The organism is Actinoplanes sp. NBRC 101535 (assembly GCF_030269225.1).
Classification (GTDB): Bacteria; Actinomycetota; Actinomycetes; order Mycobacteriales; family Micromonosporaceae; genus Actinoplanes; species Actinoplanes rectilineatus.
Genome location: NZ_BSSY01000001.1, coordinates 1,124,341 through 1,141,009, shown reverse-complemented (window position 1 = coordinate 1,141,009; position 16,669 = coordinate 1,124,341). Strand labels below are relative to the sequence as shown.

The 16,669-nt window shown below is 71.2% G+C and carries 10 protein-coding genes; 6 read left to right on the top strand and 4 right to left on the bottom strand.

Annotated features, from left to right (window positions below; genetic code table 11):
• Window positions 1-37: 37 nt before the first annotated feature.
• Together QSK32_RS04900 and recQ are read left to right on the top strand one after the other, a co-directional pair.
• Complete coding sequence (locus QSK32_RS04900) at window positions 38-1,969, top strand: SpoIIE family protein phosphatase (RefSeq protein ID WP_245674359.1); 1,932 nt, start codon at window positions 38-40, stop codon at window positions 1,967-1,969.
• A 49-nt stretch (window positions 1,970-2,018) separates the two neighbouring features.
• A complete protein-coding gene (recQ, locus tag QSK32_RS04895; protein ID WP_285471300.1) occupies window positions 2,019-3,893 on the top strand; it encodes a DNA helicase RecQ in 1,875 nt (624 codons plus the stop codon).
• Between the two features lie 206 nt (window positions 3,894-4,099).
• Here recQ and QSK32_RS04890 read toward each other — a convergent pair whose 3' ends face one another.
• From QSK32_RS04890 to QSK32_RS04880, 3 genes are all read right to left on the bottom strand, one after another.
• Window positions 4,100-4,276, bottom strand: a complete 177-nt coding sequence (locus QSK32_RS04890; protein WP_285471299.1) for a hypothetical protein — start codon at window positions 4,274-4,276, stop codon at window positions 4,100-4,102.
• A gap of 1,232 nt (window positions 4,277-5,508) precedes the next feature.
• The gene (locus tag QSK32_RS04885) at window positions 5,509-6,141 is read right to left on the bottom strand and encodes a YceI family protein (RefSeq protein ID WP_045748411.1); all 633 of its coding nucleotides are present in this window, start codon (window positions 6,139-6,141) and stop codon (window positions 5,509-5,511) included.
• Between the two features lie 471 nt (window positions 6,142-6,612).
• Window positions 6,613-7,020 carry a VOC family protein gene (locus QSK32_RS04880; protein ID WP_045748408.1) on the bottom strand — a complete coding sequence of 136 codons (408 nt, stop codon included), beginning with the start codon at window positions 7,018-7,020 and terminating at the stop codon, window positions 6,613-6,615.
• 146 nt (window positions 7,021-7,166) lie between these two features.
• On the opposite strand from QSK32_RS04880, the gene QSK32_RS04875 reads away from it, so the two are divergent.
• From QSK32_RS04875 to QSK32_RS04860, 4 genes are all read left to right on the top strand, one after another.
• Window positions 7,167-7,511, top strand: coding sequence for a hypothetical protein (locus tag QSK32_RS04875; protein WP_285471298.1), 345 nt, complete (start codon window positions 7,167-7,169; stop codon window positions 7,509-7,511).
• Entirely contained in the window at window positions 7,512-11,816 is a 4,305-nt protein-coding gene (locus QSK32_RS04870; protein WP_285471297.1) for an ATP-binding protein, read from the top strand. It begins immediately after the preceding gene.
• An 836-nt stretch (window positions 11,817-12,652) separates the two neighbouring features.
• A complete protein-coding gene (locus QSK32_RS04865) occupies window positions 12,653-13,555 on the top strand; it encodes a helix-turn-helix domain-containing protein (protein ID WP_052720926.1) in 903 nt (300 codons plus the stop codon).
• The gene (locus QSK32_RS04860) at window positions 13,548-13,754 is read left to right on the top strand and encodes a DUF397 domain-containing protein (protein WP_045745598.1); all 207 of its coding nucleotides are present in this window, start codon (window positions 13,548-13,550) and stop codon (window positions 13,752-13,754) included. The genes QSK32_RS04865 and QSK32_RS04860 overlap by 8 nt, the downstream gene beginning before the upstream one ends.
• A gap of 186 nt (window positions 13,755-13,940) precedes the next feature.
• Here the strand turns inward: QSK32_RS04860 and ppdK are convergent, their stop codons facing one another.
• Window positions 13,941-16,619: a pyruvate, phosphate dikinase gene (gene ppdK, locus QSK32_RS04855; RefSeq protein WP_285471296.1), complete on the bottom strand. Its 2,679-nt coding sequence runs from the start codon at window positions 16,617-16,619 to the stop codon at window positions 13,941-13,943.
• Between the last annotated feature and the right edge of the window lie 50 nt (window positions 16,620-16,669).

Here is a 16,669-nt window from a genome sequence, read left to right as displayed (position 1 = left end):
CCCGCGGACGGTCCGGCAGGATGAGATGGTGACGGGTGTGAGCGTTCCGGACTCTGGTGAGCTGAATCCCGGCGAGCCGGCAGCGATGGCCGCCGCCGTCGACCAGTTGCCCTTCATCCTCGCCGTGTGCCAGGGACCGGAGCTCGAGCTGGTCGCGTGCAACGCGGCCACCCGGGCCGTCCTGCCGGGCCGTGACGTGATCGGCCGGCCGATCCGCGAGGTCATCGCCGACCTCGCCGGCCAGCAGTTCGTCGACGCGTACTACGAGGTGTACCGCACCGGCCAGCCGATCGCCGGCCGGCAGTGGCGGGCGCACCTGGACCTGCCCGACGGTTCGGTCCACGAGATGTTCGCGACCTTCACCATCGTGCCGTGGCGGGACGCGGACGGCGCTCTGCGCGGGGTGATCGGGGCCGGGTTCGACGTCACCGACCTGGCCCGGTCCGGTCAGGCCGCCGAGGCCGAGGCCGAACAGCTGCGCCGGCGCTACGAACAGAGCCGTGACGTGATCACCGCCCTGCAGAAGGAGCTGCTGCCGCCCGGCGTGCCGGTGCTGCCCGGTCTGCACATCGCGGCCAGCTACCTGCTCGCCGACGCGGACACCGCCGCCGGCGGGGACTGGTTCGACGCGGTGGCCCGCCCGGACGGCCGGGTCGCGCTGGTCGTCGGCGACGTGGTCGGCCACGGTGTCACCGCGTCCGGGGTGATGGGCCAGCTCCGGGCGGTGCTGCAGGAACGCCTGGACGCAGGGGCCGCCATCGGCGAGGCGCTGGCCGCCGCCGACCGTCTCGCCCAGCGGGTCCGGGCCGCCCACGCCGCCACCGTGTGCCTGGCGCTGCTCGACCCGGCGACCGGCGAGGTGGAGTACTGCACCGCCGGGCACCCGCCACCGCTGCTGGTCCCGGCGACCGGTGGCAGCCGCTACCTCGCGGGCACCGGCGGGATGCCGCTCGGCACCGGCGGCACGTTCCCGGTGCGGACCACCCGGATCGGCGTCGGGGACCTGCTGCTGCTCTACAGCGACGGGATCCTGGAACGCCCCGGCAGCGGACCGGACAGCGCCGAGGAACTCGCCCTGGTCGCGGCGGACGCGGCAGCCGGGCGGGCGCTGCACGCGCCGACGTCGACGGCGCCGGAACGGGTCTGCACCCAGACCCTGGAACTGCTCGTCCGGGCCGGTGGCCACGCCGACGACATCACCCTGCTGGCGGCTCAGCGGGTTCCGGTCGTACCCGAACTGGTCCTGGAACTGCCGGCCGAACCGGCCGCTCTGCGCGGTGCCCGTGCCCGGCTCGCCACCTGGTTCACCGCGGTGGGCGCCGCCGAACACGACGTGTTCGTCCTGCAGCACGCGATCGGCGAACTGGCCACCAACGCCATCGAGCACGCGTTCGGCGGCACCTTCGGCAAGGACGTCATCGCGGTACGGGTCGCCCTGGACGCCACCGGCGTGGTCGAGGCGTCGGTCGCCGACCACGGCGGCTGGCAGGTGCCGGAACGCCGGCCGACCCGCGGCCGCGGCCTGGCGCTGACCGCCCAGCTGGTGCAGAGCCTGCGCGTCGAACCCGGTGCGAACGGCACGGTGGCCACCCTGCGGCACCCGCTGACCCGCCCGGCCCGGCTGCTCGCCCGTTTCGACGAGCCGCTGCCGGCCGTCCCGGCGGCCGCCGAACTGACCATCGCCGAGCTGCCCGGCGGCGACGAGGCCCAGGTGCGGCTGGCCGGCGCGGTGGACGCGGCGTCCGCCGCCCACCTGCGCCAGGAACTGCTGCGCCGCAGCCGCGGCGGCACCGTGCCGATGACCATCGACCTCACCGACGTCAGCCTGCTGGCCAGCGCCGGGGTGTCCGCCCTGCACCTGGTCGCCGAGAGCCACGGCGAGGACGCCCCGCTCACCCTGATCGCCGTGCCGGGCAGTCCGGCCCGGGAGATCCTCGACCTGGTGGGCCTGCCCGGGGTCACCCCATAGATATCCACAGGGTGAGCTGATCTTGATGGCGGGTCTCTACTATCGCGGGGTGACTTCGCCGGTTCCCCCGCTCTCCGTGTCCACCGCCACCGACGCCCTCAACCGGGTCTTCGGCTACCCCGCGTTCCGGGGGCAACAGGGCGACATCGTCGAGCACGTGATCGCCGGTGGCGACGCCCTCGTGCTGATGCCGACCGGCGGTGGCAAGTCGCTGTGCTATCAGATCCCGGCGCTGGTCCGGCCGGGCACCGGCGTGGTGATCTCGCCACTGATCGCGCTCATGCAGGACCAGGTCGACGCGCTGCGCACCCTGGGCGTGCGGGCCGGGTTCCTCAACTCCACGCAGGACCTCGACGAACGCCGCCTGGTCGAGGCCGAGTTCGTCGCCGGCGAGCTGGACCTGCTCTACGTCGCGCCGGAAGGCCTCGGCACGCCCGGTGTGCAGCGGCTGCTCGACCGTGGCACGATCTCGCTGTTCGCCATCGACGAGGCACACTGCGTCGCACAGTGGGGCCACGACTTCCGGCCCGACTACCTCAACCTGTCGATGCTCCACGAACGCTGGCCCGACGTGCCGCGGATCGCCCTGACCGCGACCGCGACCCCGGCCACCCGCGACGAGATCGCAACCCGGCTGCAGCTCACCGGCGCCCGGCACTTCACGGCCAGCTTCGACCGGCCCAACATCCAATACCGCATCGTCGGCAAGAACGCACCCAGCAAACAACTGCTCGACCTGCTCCGCAGCGAACACGCCGGGCACTGCGGCATCGTCTACTGCCTGTCGCGGGCCTCGGTGGAGAAACACGCGTCGTTCCTCACCGAGAACGGGATCCCCGCTCTGCCGTACCACGCCGGGCTCGACGCCCGGACCCGCGCCGCCAACCAGGCACGGTTCCTGCGCGAGGACGGCCTGGTGATGGTCGCGACGATCGCGTTCGGGATGGGCATCGACAAGCCCGACGTCCGCTTCGTGGCCCACCTCGACCTGCCGAAATCGGTGGAGGGCTACTACCAGGAGACCGGGCGCGCCGGGCGCGACGGGCTGCCGTCGACGGCCTGGTTGGCGTACGGGTTGCAGGACGTGGTCCAGCAACGCAAGATGATCGACGGTTCGGACGGCGACGCGGCCCACCGGCGCAACGCGGGCCGGCACCTGGACGCGATGCTGGCCCTGTGCGAGAGCGTGACCTGCCGGCGCGAACAACTGCTGTCCTACTTCGGTCAACAGGACACCGCCCCGACGTGCGGCAACTGCGACGTGTGCCTCAACCCGCCGGAATCGTGGGACGGCACGGTGCCCGCGCAGAAACTGCTCTCCACGGTGTTCCGCCTGCAGAAGGAGCGCGGCCAGAAATTCGGGGCCGGCCAGTCCATCGACATCCTGACGGGCAAACGCACCGACAAGGTCACCCAGTTCCGGCACGACGAGCTGACCGTCTTCGGCATCGGCGCCGACCTGCGCGAGGCCGAGTGGCGTGGCGTGGTCCGGCAACTGTTGGCGGGCGGTTTCCTCGCGGTCGAGGGAGAATACGGAACACTGGTCCTCACCGAACGCAGCAGCGAGGTGCTCCGCGGCGAACGCAAACTGATGATGCGCCGCGAGACGGCGGCCCCGAAAGCGGGCCGTTCCAGCGGTGGCAGCCGGGGCGGTTCGGGCGGCCGGGCCGCGGCCCCGCCGGTGGACCTGCCGGAGGCGGCGGTCCCGGTCTTCGAACGGCTGCGGGCGTGGCGCGGGTCGGTCGCCAAGGAGCAGGGCGTTCCGGCGTACGTCATCTTCCACGACGCGACGCTGCGGGCGATCGCGGCGTTGAGCCCGCGGACGATGGACGAGTTGGGGACGGTGAGCGGGGTCGGCCAGAGCAAGCTGACCAAGTTCGGTCAGCAGGTGCTCGACGCGGTGGCCGAGGCCGGCCCGGAGTGAGGTTCAGCCCGGTCCCGGTGGTCGTGCCGGGGCCGGGGTGCCGGATTCCTGGGGCGCTGTCCGGTGCTGGAGTCACGCCTTCTCGGTCCGGGGCCGGAGCCACGCCTTCTCGGTCCGGGGCCGGAGCCACGCGTTCTCGGTCCAGGGCCGGAGCCACGCGTTCTCGGTCCAGGGCCGGAGTCACGCGTTTCCGCCCGGGCCGGGGCTCAGGCGTGGTAGATCAGGGTGCCTACCACGCCGGCGGCGACGGCCGCGGCGGGAACCAGCAGGGTGGCCACCGCCCGCGGCGAATCGACCGTCTCCCCGAACTCCGCGGGCACCAGCACCCACGGCCCGGCCACGAAGGCGACAAGACCGACCACCGGCACGAGAGCCAGGGGCATCGACGCTGGCATACAGGCACTCACTGAGCGACGTGGGCACCGAACCCGGCCGCCCCTCACGGTTATGAGCCCGGCCGCAGAACAGACCACCGACGACGGCTCAGGGTTTGCCAACACCACTCGGCTTAAGTGGATCATGATTCTGACCGTCGACTTCGCCGCGGCTGCGACCACGTCTGCCGGGCGCCTTCTCCGGTCGCCCCGTGCGTCGGTGCCGTTCAGCAACTCGCTGCCCCACCAGGGCCGTCGCCGAGATCGAAATGGGTTCGGCGGCGTTCCGGCCAACCCGGCCGTCTCCCACGGTCCACCCATGAACCGAAAACGACCGCAGGCGACGGCCGGGCGACCCCGAGCCGTCGCCGATGGCTGACTCCCAACCTCCCGAACAGCCGCAGCCGACGGCTCGACCGGCCCGGCCGCCGACTACGGTCCATCCGCGAGCCGAAAGCGACCGTGAGCGACGGCTGGGCGACCTCGAGCCGTCGCTCACGGCTGGTTGCCGCCCTCCCGAACAGCCGCAGCCGACGGCTCGACCGGCCCGGCCGTCAGCTGCGGTCCATCCCCGAACCCAAAACGACCGTGAGCGACGGCCGACGGTCGCGCCTCGCCACCCAGCTTAAGTTGATCATGGACGTGAACCCCGCGTTGCGACAAACAGCTGAGCAGAGCTGATGCGACCGCCACCGCCACCGCCACGACCCCGGCCACGACCACGACCACGACCACGACCACCGTCAACGGCCGACGAGTCGCCGCGGCAAAGGGGATCGCATGGTTACCGGTCACGGCGTTGATCAACTTAAGCTAAGCGGCACTGCAGGGCCTGCGGCCGTCATCAACGGCCGCTTTCACTTCACGAGCGGGCCAAGGACCACACCCGCAGAGCGGGCAGCACCCGCAGAGCGGGCAGCACCCGCAACGCCCGCAACGCCCGCAACGCATGCCGGAACTGCCGCACATTCCAGCCCAGCACGAACGAACCGCAGACGACGAGCCACGGATCACGGCCAGCCAGACGACCCGCCGCCATAACGACCAAGCGACCGGGCGCCACCACTACAAGGCCAGCCGGCCGACCGAGCGACCAAGCGGACGACCGGACGACCGGACGACCGGACGACCAGGCGACCAGGCGACCAAGCGACCAAGCGACCAGGCGACCAGGCGACCAGGCGACCAGGCGACCAGGCAAAACGAAGAGCGGGCGACCAGGCGAAACGACGAGCGGGCGGTCAGGACTCGCGAATCGCCTCGCCGGCCAGCTCGATGCGGACCTTCTTGCCCACCAGGACGCCGCCGGTTTCGAGCAGCACGTTCCAGACCAGGCCGAAGGCTTCGCGGTCGAACTCGGCGGAGGCGCTGAACCCGAAGATGTCCCGGCCGTACGGGTCGCGCCGTGCCCCGCCGAACTCCATCGTCATGTCGATCGGGCGGGTCACGTCGCGGATCGTCAGCAGGCCGCTGATCAGGAAGCGGCCGGAGGCGCGGGTCGCCGCGGGTGGCAGGTCGGTGACGGCGGTGCGGCGGCTCAGCGGGTTGTTGCGCAGCCGCGCCCACTTGAAGATCGGCTCGTCGTCGTTGAGCCAGGTGACGCCGGTGCTGCGGTACTCCAGTGTCGGGTAGCGCTCCACGTCGAGGAAGTCGGCACTGGAGAGGTGCGTGTCGCGTTCCGCGTTGTGGGTGTTGACGGTGTTCGCCTGAATGGTGGCGGAAATCGACGAATGCAACGGGTCGTGGTCCACGACGATGGTGGCGGAACCCTGGGCGAATTCGCCGCGGATCGGGCTGACCATCATGTGCTGAGCCACGAATCCGAGACGCTTGTGAGCTTCGTCCAGTGTGTACACACCCGGATCCGGAATCATCAGGCCGTTCCACTGCCGGATCGGCCGGTCGACAGTCACGTATCCCCCTACGGTGACGTTGCGTGTTCATCAGGACGGCGTGCGTAACACGCTTCACGCTTGGTTAAGCCGCGATTCTAGGCACTCCCTCGTTCCCGGTGTCACCCCGAGTAATCGAATTCGTGTCGATCGCCACAGTCGGACACCTCCGCAAGATCGCCATTTTCGTACGATTCACCGACTATCACCGCCCACTGACGAACCCCTCCCGAACTGGCGAAACGCAAATCACACCCGCTGTGATCCGGCCTACTGAAATAGTGCTGTCGGATGCTCGACACCACCGGCTTTCCAACTGGGAAAAGCCTGTGAAAATCGATTCTCATGTACGCGATACCGGCCGAACCACGGTCATATACGGACAGCGCCGGCCACAGGAGGAGGTCCGGTCGGCGCGGCAGGACCGTGAGACCCGGGCCCGGGAAGCGGCGATCAGGACTGCACGACGTTCACCATCCACGGAACGCCGAACCGGTCGACCAGCTGGCCGAACTCGTCGCCCCACATCTGCTTCTCCAGGGGCACTTTCACCGTCCCGCCGTCGGACAGCTTCGCCCACGCTCCCCGCAGTTCGTCCCCGTCGTCGCCGCTGAGGCTGACCGTGATGGTGTCCCCCGGGTGGAACGCCATCCCGGGCGGCGTGTCCGACCCCATCAACGTGTACCCCTGCGGCGTGGTCAACTGCGCGTGCATCACCTTGTCGGCGATCGCCGGGTCGGGCGAGCCGAACTGGCCGAACGTGCTCAGGGTGAGTTCGCCGCCGAACACCTCGCGGTAGTACTCCATCGCCGCGCGGGCGTCGCCGTCGAACGACAGGTACGGGTTGAGCCGGGACGCCATGACTGCCTCCACGAGAGGGAAGGAGAGATTGTGGACAGCCCGCACGCTAGGTTCCGGCCCGGGACGCTGTCCGGCAGTCGGCGGTCCCACCACCCTCCCGTGTCCTCGGTAGCATTCCGGTGATCGGCGAAACGCGAGGGGTACACATGAAACGGTCACAGGTGACGGCGGCGGGCTCGGCCCTTCTCGGCGTGGTCGTCGGGGTGCTGACCAACATCGCCACCGACGGCTGGCCCCTGGCGGTGGTCGCGGCGCTGGTCGTGGCCGCGATCGCCTGGGTGGCCCTGGAGTTCTGGCGGGCCGGCGGTGCCGAGGACGACGGCGGCACCAGCGAGGAGGACACGATCGACCAGCGTGCCCGCCGGGTGGCCGGCACGGTGACCGGCCTGCGGCGCACCGGCGGGCAGGGGAAGCGGGCCACCGTACGCCAGGAGATCGACAACGTGACGGCCGGCGGCGAGATCCTCGGCGTCGACGAGACGAAGCGCTGAATGCCCGCGACAGGTTTCCACGATCTCGTCGCCGAGCGCACCGGAACCGGCTACGTCGAGCGCCCCTGGCTGACCGCCGCGATCGAGCAGTCGGTCGTGGCGTCCCGGTTCACGCTGCTGACCGGCGAGCCCGGCGCCGGCAAGACCACCGTGCTGGCCGGGCTCGCACAGCGGCATCCGGACTGGCTGCCCTACTTCGTCCGGCGCGACAGTGTGACCGCCCTGGTCGGCGCCGACCTGACCGGTTTCCTGCTGGAGATCGGCCATCAGCTGGCCCGGTCCCGGCCGGAGCTGTTCGAGGCGGAACCCCTCGATCTGGTCGTCAAACAGCGGGTCAAGACCGCCGGGGCGGGTTCCCGGGTGACCGGCATCCGGATCGACGACCTGATCGCCTCGCCGTTCCACCGCACCGCCAGCTACCACGTCGATCAGGAGATCCGGCGCGGTGACGGTGACGTCACCGGCATCGCGATCAGCCGCGCGCACGTGGAGCCGCGGCTGCTCGAGGCCGGGGTGCTCACCGAACTGGCGCTGGGCGCGCCGGCCGCGCTGCTGGCCGAGCGTGATCCGCAGGCCCGGATCGTGATCCTGCTGGACGCCGTCGACGAGTTGGTCCGCGATCCGCGGTCGGGGCTGCTCGACTGGCTGATCCGCGGTCCGGAGCTGCCCGCCAACGTGCGACTGGTGCTCGCCGCCCGCCCGGTCACCGACCTGGCCGCGTTGCGGTCGGCCCGGACGCCGCCGGTTCCCGCCCAGCGTGGCACCCCGCGTCCCCTCGACGAGCTCACCGAGGTGGTCATTCCCGCGGATTCCCGCCAGGTTCGGGAGGATCTTCTGGGGTACGCCCGGAGCACCCTCGACACCGCCGCGGTGCGGACGGCGGTCGCCGCCGACGGTCAGGACTGGACTGATTTCCTGGACGCGACGGCCGACCATGCCGCGGGCAACTTTCAGGTGCTCACCGCGTACGCCAAAGCCTTGACGGACGTCTCCACCCGCGACCGGGACCCGGTACTCCTGGCCGGTCTTCTGCGGTTCCGTGGCATCGCGCCCGGTTTGCCTGGTCTGTACACCTTCTTCCTGGACACCATCCGCCGCGACGTCGACGGTCTGGGCCGGGTCGAGCTGGACGGGGTGTGGACCGCCGAGGTGTTCGAGTCGGTCGGCCGTACCGTGCTCGGCATGCTCGCCGTGGCCCGCGCGCCGCTGTCCGCCGCCGAGATCGCCCGGCTCTCCGGGCTGCCCGCCGTGCCGCGGGTCGTCGGCGCCGTGCTGTCCCGGATGGGCTGGCTGCTGCGCACCCACGGCGACCGGTTCGCCTTCTACCACGCGTCCATCGCCGAGTTCCTGGCCGGACCGGACGCCCGCATGGACTGGTCGGTCGACCCGCACGAGTGGCACGAGAAGATCGTCCGGGCCTGCCGGGGCGGCCGGCCGACCCTGGCCGACGTGGACTGGACCGCGGCCGGCGACTACGAGCTGGTGCACGTCGCCGACCACCTGTCCGCCGCCGGGCGCGACACCGAACTGCCCGGCCTGGTCTCGCCCGGTCTACGGCGGGCGGTCCGGGCCCGGTTCGCGAACGACCGCTACTTCGTGCGGGTCGTCGACCTGGCCCTGGCCCGGTCGCTGGACCGCGCCACGGACCTGTCCGCCCTGCCCGACGTGCTGTTCCTGAGCGTCACCCGGGCCGAACTGTCCCGGGCCGGCGGCCGTCTCGGCCCCCCGGTACTCGGCCTGGCCGCCCGGCTGGGCCGGGTCGACGAGGCTCTGGAACACGCCTGGGCGCTGCCGCCGTCCGCGCAACAGGCGGCCGCCCTGGCCGAGATCGCCACGCACGCACCCGCCGGCCGAAGCCGTGAACTGGCCGAACTGGCCGCCGCGCAGGCGTCCACACTCAAGGACCTGCCCGGACACACGTTCCGGGACGCCGCCGTCAAGGCCGCCGCGCTGCTCGCCCCGCACGACCTGGACCGCGCCCTGGCCCTGTGGGCGAAGGCCGGGACACAGCAGCCACCCGATCCGGTGTACGCGGCGGCCGGCGACGCCGTGCTGTTGGCCCGGATGTCCGCCGGGCGCACCGCGGCCTGCCTGGACGCTGCGGAGACGACCGCCGATCCGCAGCGCCGGTCCGCGTTGCTGCTGCTCGCCGAGTCCGGCCTCGACCTGCTCCCCGGCGAGCAGCGGGTGACCGCACTCGCCCGCCTGGCCCGCCTCGACCCGGCCGGTGCGCTCCGGCACCGCGACGCCCTGCGCCGCGAGGCGGACCGGCTCGAGGTCGGCCGCCACCACCCCAACGAGGTCGCGCTGGCGACGGCCGCCGCCGAGCTGGCCGGCATCGACGACGCCCTGGCCCGGGCGTTGCTGGACCGGCTCGCCGCGGTCCGCGCCGTGCCGGAGAACCGGGCCCGGGCACTGGCCGCGCTGGGCCGCCCGGACGAGGGCCGCCTGCTGCTGTTCCTGCGCCTGATGGAGAACCCGCCGCAGGCCGAACGGATCCGGATCGCCGAGGCGCTCGTCCCGCTCGACCCGGACGGCGGGCACCGCCTCGTCGACCAGCTCGCCACCGAACTGGCCACCGCACCGCCACCCCGGGACCTCATCACCGTGATGCAGCGCGGCAGCGCCGTCGCCGACGTGGCCCGCCTGTTGCTCGACCGGGACCCGGACCGGGCCGAGGAACTGGCCCTGCACGCGCCGGAGGACCACCACTCGCCGTTCCTGACCGACCCGGCGACGGTCCTCGCCGGCCTCGCCCACCGGCATCTGGACGCGGGCCGCACCGACCGGGCCCGCACCCTGCTGGGCGGGTTGCTGACCCGCTCCGAGTGGGTGGCGCCGCTGCGCGAACCGGACGTCGGGGTGCCGTGGGCGCCCGCCGACGGCCACCCCGGGGAGGAGGCCGCCTCGCTGGGGGCGATGCTGCACTGGCAGTACCGGTTCAACATCGAGAACCAGTGGCGCCGGCGCATCCACCGGCGCCTGTACACCGACCCGGCCCACCTGCTGCAATCTCTGCCGCCCGGGCCGGCGTCGATCGGCACCCCGCACTCCCTGGCCAGAACCCTGCGGGTGTACGCCGACCGCCTGTCCCGCACCGACCCGCCCCGCGCGGCCGCCCTCGCCGCCCTGATCGACGACGCGGGTGAGGCCGCCGTCGCGCAGGCCGCCCTGGTGTCCGCCGCGATCCTGGCCCGCGACCCGGACGGCGAACAGCGGGCCTGGCAGTCGCTGCGGCACCTGATCGTCCGGATGCCCGGTCAGCGCTGGGCGTCCGCCGGACCGGAGGCGGACCGGGACTTCCTGGCCTATCTGCGGCCCGACTACCGGTCCCGGTTCGACGCGGCGGTGAGTCTGCTGCCGTACGAGGCGGACCCGGGACTGGCCATGCTCACCGACCTGCCGGCCCTGAGCATGGTCTTCCAGCTGGCGTTCGCGGCCGGTTCGTCGACGCTGTACACCTCGCAGCGTCTCGCCGGCCGCGACCCGGACCCGAGCGCCGCCCAGATCCACGACAGTGTCCGCCGCGACCCGGCCGGGGCTCTGCCGGAGCCGGTCCTGGCGGCGGTGCTCGCCGCGGTGGTGTCGGTCAACGAGCAGATCCTCGGCGGCGCGGAGCTGGACGTGCCGGATCCGGTGTACCGGTTGTACGCCCGGGTCACCGCGTCCGCGACCCGGGCCGCGCTGACCGGCCGGCCGGGCGTCCCGGTCAGCGTGGGGCAGCTCGACGGTGCGCGGTTGCCGGCGTACGCCGAGATCGTCCGGGCCAACGCGGGCAGCCCGGTGGTCACGGAGCTGGCCGCCGCGGTCCTGTCCGTCGCCGGCGGTACCGGCTCCGCCTCTCCCGGCTCGGGCGGCTCCGGCTCGGACGCTCCCCACTCCGGCGGTTCCGGCTCCGGGCGTGCCTCGGAGGACGTGGAAGCGCTGCTGATTCTGGCCGCCGCCGGTTACGGCGATCCGGGACCGCTGCTCGACCGGGTGCTCGACGATCCCAAGCGGGGTCCGTTCCTGCACCGGCCGCTGGGCCAGGAAATACCGGACGACCTGCTTCCCGACCTGTCAGTGCTGCTGTTCCGGCACGACCCGGGCCGGGCGCTGCGGTTCCTGAGCGAGGCGACCGCCCGCGGCTGGGCCTATCCGGCGGCGATCCTGGAGCATGTCGCCGACGAGCTGCTGGAGGCCTCCGGTCCGGAGATCGGTGAAGCACTGCACGCGGCCGTCTCCCGGGCGGTCACCTGCACCGCCCTCCGCGACGACGACCTCCCGCCGGTGATCGACGGTGTCCGCCGGATCCCTGCGGAGTAGGTCCGGCCGGTCCCCGCGAGGCAGATCCGTCCCGTCCTCGCGGGGCCCAACCGGTGTGCCAGGGCGAGCAGGCCACCGAGCCGGCAGTACCGGTCTGTCCCCACGCCGCAGGACCCCGCTGTCCCCACGGTGCAGAACCGTCCCGTCCTCACGGGGCAGCATCGGTCTGTCCCCACCCGGTAGGACCCGACTGTCCGCACGGAGCAGCCTTTCCTCACGGAGCAGACTGTCCTCACGGAGCAGCACCCGCCTGTCGACCTCATGCTGCTCGCGGCCTCGCACCGCCGCACGAGTCGGTGGCGATCCACATGTTCGGCATGTGGACCCAGCCGAAGCAGCTCCCCACGATGCCCTTGCCGCACACACAGACGGCGAGGCGGCGTGACTGCTCCACGTGCGTCGCCGGGGGAACGGCGACCTGGGGTCTCAGCTCACCTTTCGCCATCTTCGCCTCCTGTTGGCGTCTCTCGTCCGAACGATCACCGGCCGGTGTCGCCCCTACTGCCTGCCCGCTGCCGAGCTGGCTGCCCTGCCTGCTGCCGAGCTGGCTGCCCTGCCTGTTGCCGAGCTGGCCGCCCTGCCTGCTGCCAGGCCGGCCGGTGTCCTTGCCGGCCGGTGTCCTTGCCGGGCGCGGCGACCGACTGCCAAAGGGAAAGACGACGGCCGCCGCACAGCCCTGATGCTTGCCGCCCTACCCACACTCCGCAATCTGCCAAGATGAAAAATCCACGAAGGATCTATCAAAATTGCAAGTTGCACCGCCGGTCATCCATGGTGGATGGAAGGACAATCCATGAGAACCCTCGCCGACCCCTGGCGGGAGAGGGAGGAAATTCGTGTCCCACGGCACCGGTTCGACTGTGCCCCGCCGCCAGCTGGGACGGCTGCTCCGGGAATACCGGGAGAGAGCCGGCGTATCGATCAAGGACGCCTTCACTTATCTCGAATGCTCCTATCAACGTCTGTGGCGCCTGGAGAGCGGTGAATCCAACGTCACCGTCAAGACCACCGAGATCGAATCGCTGGCCCGTTTCTACGGAATGCCCGACGAGGTCACCGAGATCGCTGTCGCACTCGCCAAGGCGTCCAAGGAGATCGGCTGGTGGCAGAGCTACAGCAGCGCCTTGGAGAAATGGTCGGAACTGTATGTCGGGCTCGAGGCGTCCGCGTCCCGGATCCGCCAGTTCGAGAACGGCATCATTCCCGGGCTGTTGCAGGCTCCGGCGTACATCGAGGCGGTCTTCCGCGCGGAACGGCCCCGCGTCCCCGAGGAGACGCTGGCGCCCCGGATCGCCGTGAAACAGGAGCGGCAGCGGTTGATACGGCGGTTCTCCCCGCCACCGCCGCGTTACGAGGCGATCGTCTCCGAGGGGGTCCTGTTGGCGGCCCTTGATGCGCCGGGGGCGATGCAGCAGCAGCTCCACCACCTTCTGATGGCGAATGAGCTGCCGAACGTGACCGTTCAGGTGTTACCTCTTTCGGTGGGGCCGCACCCGGCGTCCGTCGCGGGCGGCTTCACAGTGCTCAACTTTCCGCCACTGGTGGGTGGGCGCGCCGGCGAGCCGTCAACTGTCTTCTCCGAGGGGCTCACGGGTGCTCTGTACCTGGATCGACCGAACGAGGTACAGGCGCACGAGGAGGCATGGAAGGCGTTGGCGGAGCTGGCGGCGGACGAGAAACAATCGACTCTGATGATCACTGAGATCCTCAGAAGCCAAGGGGAGAAACAGCATGAGTGACCATGATCTGACGGGCGCCGTCTGGCACAAGTCAAGCCGGTCCAGCGGCGGCAACAACTGCGTGGAAGTCTGCGACAATCTGCCGGACATCGTCGCTGTGCGGGACACCAAGAATCGAGACGGCGGGACGCTGCTCTTCGAGCACGAATCGTGGACCGGTTTCATCGACGACGTCAAGGCCGGAAAGTTCGACCGCTGATCGCCGCATGAACTGATCGGTCAGGAAAGCCCCGGCGAATTCACCGTCGCCGGGGCTTTCCCCATCGATGCCCCCGTTGAAGAGACAACCAGGCTCAGCCTGAAGAGACGAGCGCGCTCAGCCTGGCGGGACGACCGCGCTCAGCCTGGCGGGACGAGCGCGCTCAGCCTGGCGGGACGAGCGCGCTCAGCGGTGGTCGGAGCCGTCGGTGTCGACGGCGGCGCGGCCGGCCTCCAGGCGGGCGATCGGCACCCGGAACGGCGAGCAGGACACGTAGTCCAGGCCCACCTCGTGGAAGAACCGCACCGAGTCCGGGTCGCCGCCGTGTTCACCGCAGACGCCCAGTTTCAGGCCGGGACGGGCGGCCCGGCCCTCCTCGGTGGCGATCCTCACCAGCCGGCCCACCCCGTCGGCGTCGATCGACTCGAACGGGGAGATGCCGAAGATGCCGAGTTCCAGGTACCGCCAGAAGAAGGCGCCCTCCACGTCATCGCGGGAGAAGCCCCACGCCATCTGGGTGAGGTCGTTGGTGCCGAAGGAGAAGAACTCGGCCGCCTCGGCGATCTGCCCGGCGGTCAGGGCCGCCCGCGGCACCTCGATCATCGTGCCGATCAGGATCTCGACCGGGGAGTCGCCGATCACCTCGGCGATGATCCGCTCGGCTTCCGCGCGTACCGTCTCCAGCTCCTGCACCGCACCGACCAGAGGGACCATGATCTCGGGGCGCGGAGCGCCGCCCTCGGCGGCGAGCGCGACCGCCGCTTCGGCGATGGCCCGCACCTGCATCGCGAACAGGCCGGGGATGACCAGGCCGAGGCGGACGCCGCGCAGTCCCAGCATCGGGTTCTGCTCGTGCATCCGGCGGACCGCGGCGAGCAGTCGTTCGTCGTGTTCGTCGCGTCTGCCGTGTTCGTGCTGCACCGCCACCCGCACCGCGAGTTCCTCCAGGGACGGCAGGAACTCGTGCAGCGGCGGGTCGATCAGCCGGATGGTCACCGGCAGGCCGTTCATCTCGCGGAAGATCTCCAGGAAGTCGGCCCGCTGCAGCGGCTGCAGGGCGGCCAGCGCGGCGTCGCGGTCGGTGTCGGTCCGGGCCAGGATCAGCCGTTCGACGAGTTCCCGGCGGTCGCCGAGGAACATGTGCTCGGTGCGGCACAGGCCGATCCCCTGCGCGCCGAAGCGCCGGGCCCGGGCCGCGTCCGTGCCGGTGTCCGCATTGGTCCGTACCCGCAGCGCCCGGCGGGAGTCGGCGTGGGTGAGGATCCGGTGCACCGCCGCGACGAGCGGGTCGTTGGCCCGGGCCGGGTCCAGGTCGCCCTCGAAGTACTGGACGACCTCGCTGGGCCGGACCGGTACCTCCCCGAGGTAGACCCGGCCGGTGGTGCCGTCGATCGAGATGACGTCGCCCTCCTCGACCACGGTCTCGCCGACCGTGAACGTGGTACCGCTCACCGCGACCTGGTCGGCCCCGCACACGCAGGTCTTGCCCATGCCGCGGGCCACCACCGCCGCGTGGGACGTCTTGCCGCCGCGGCTGGTCAGGATGCCGTTCGCGGCGATCATGCCGGGCAGGTCGTCGGGGTTGGTCTCGCGCCGGACCAGGATCACCGGCTTGCCCCCGGCGGCGGCCTCCACGGCCCGCTCGGAGGTGAACACCACCTCGCCGTACGCCGCGCCGGGGGACGCGCCGACGCCCCGGGTCAGCGCGGACGGGTCGCCGGCGAGGTCGAAACGGGGGAACATCAGCTGCCCGAGCTGGGCGCCGGTGACCCGGGTGAGCGCCTCGTCGAGGTCGATCACGCCTTCGTCGACGAGCTGCGCGGCGATCGTGAAGGCGGCCGCCGCGGTGCGTTTGCCGACCCGGGTCTGCAGCATCCACAGTTTGCCGCGTTCGATGGTGAACTCGATGTCGCACAGGTCGCGGTAGTGGCCCTCCAGCGTGGCCATGATCCGCATCAGTTCGTCGTACGAGCGTTTGTCGAGTTTCTCCAGTTCGGCGAGGGCGAGCGTGTTGCGGATGCCGGCCACCACGTCCTCGCCCTGGGCGTTGGCCAGGTAGTCGCCGTAGACGCCCTGTTCCCCGCTGGCCGGGTCGCGGGTGAAGGCCACGCCGGTGCCGGAGTCGGCGCCCAGGTTGCCGAACACCATGGCCACCACGTTGACCGCGGTGCCCAGGTCGGTGGGGATCCGCTCCTGCCGCCGGTAGAGCACCGCCCGGTCGGCGTTCCAGCTGCGGAACACCGCCGCGACTGCCTGGTCCATCTGGTCCCGCGGGTCCTGCGGGAACTCGTGACCGGTGTGTTCGGCGAACACCTTCTTGTATGCCGCGACGAGTTCCCGCAGGTCCGCCGCGTCCAGTTGCACGTCGTCGGTGACGCCCTTGGCGGTCTTCGCCTCGTGCAGGGCGTCCTCGAACTCGTGGCCGGGCACGTCGCACACGGTCTTGCCGAACATCTGGATGAGACGGCGGTACGAGTCCCACGCGAACCGGTCGTTGCCGCCGGCCTGCCGGGACAGCCCGGCCACCGACGCGTCGGTGAGGCCCACGTTGAGGACGGTCTCCATCATCCCGGGCATGGAGAACTTGGCGCCGGAGCGGACCGAGACGAGCAGCGGGTCGTCGGCGTCGCCGAGGCGCCGGCCCATCTGCCGCTCCAGTGCGGTGAGATGCTCGTCGATCTCGGCGGCGAGCCCGTCGACGTGGTCGCCGTCGCGCAGGTACGCCCGGCACGCCTCGGTCGTGATCGTGAATCCGGGCGGGACCGGCAGGCCGAGGTTGGTCATCTCCGCGAGATTGGCGCCCTTGCCACCCAGCAGGTCCTTGAGATCCTTGTTGCCCTCGGAGAAGTCGTAGACGAACTTCATGCCGCACCCACCTCCGGTTAAGAATCCGCGGCTCAAAGTGAGTTCCTGCC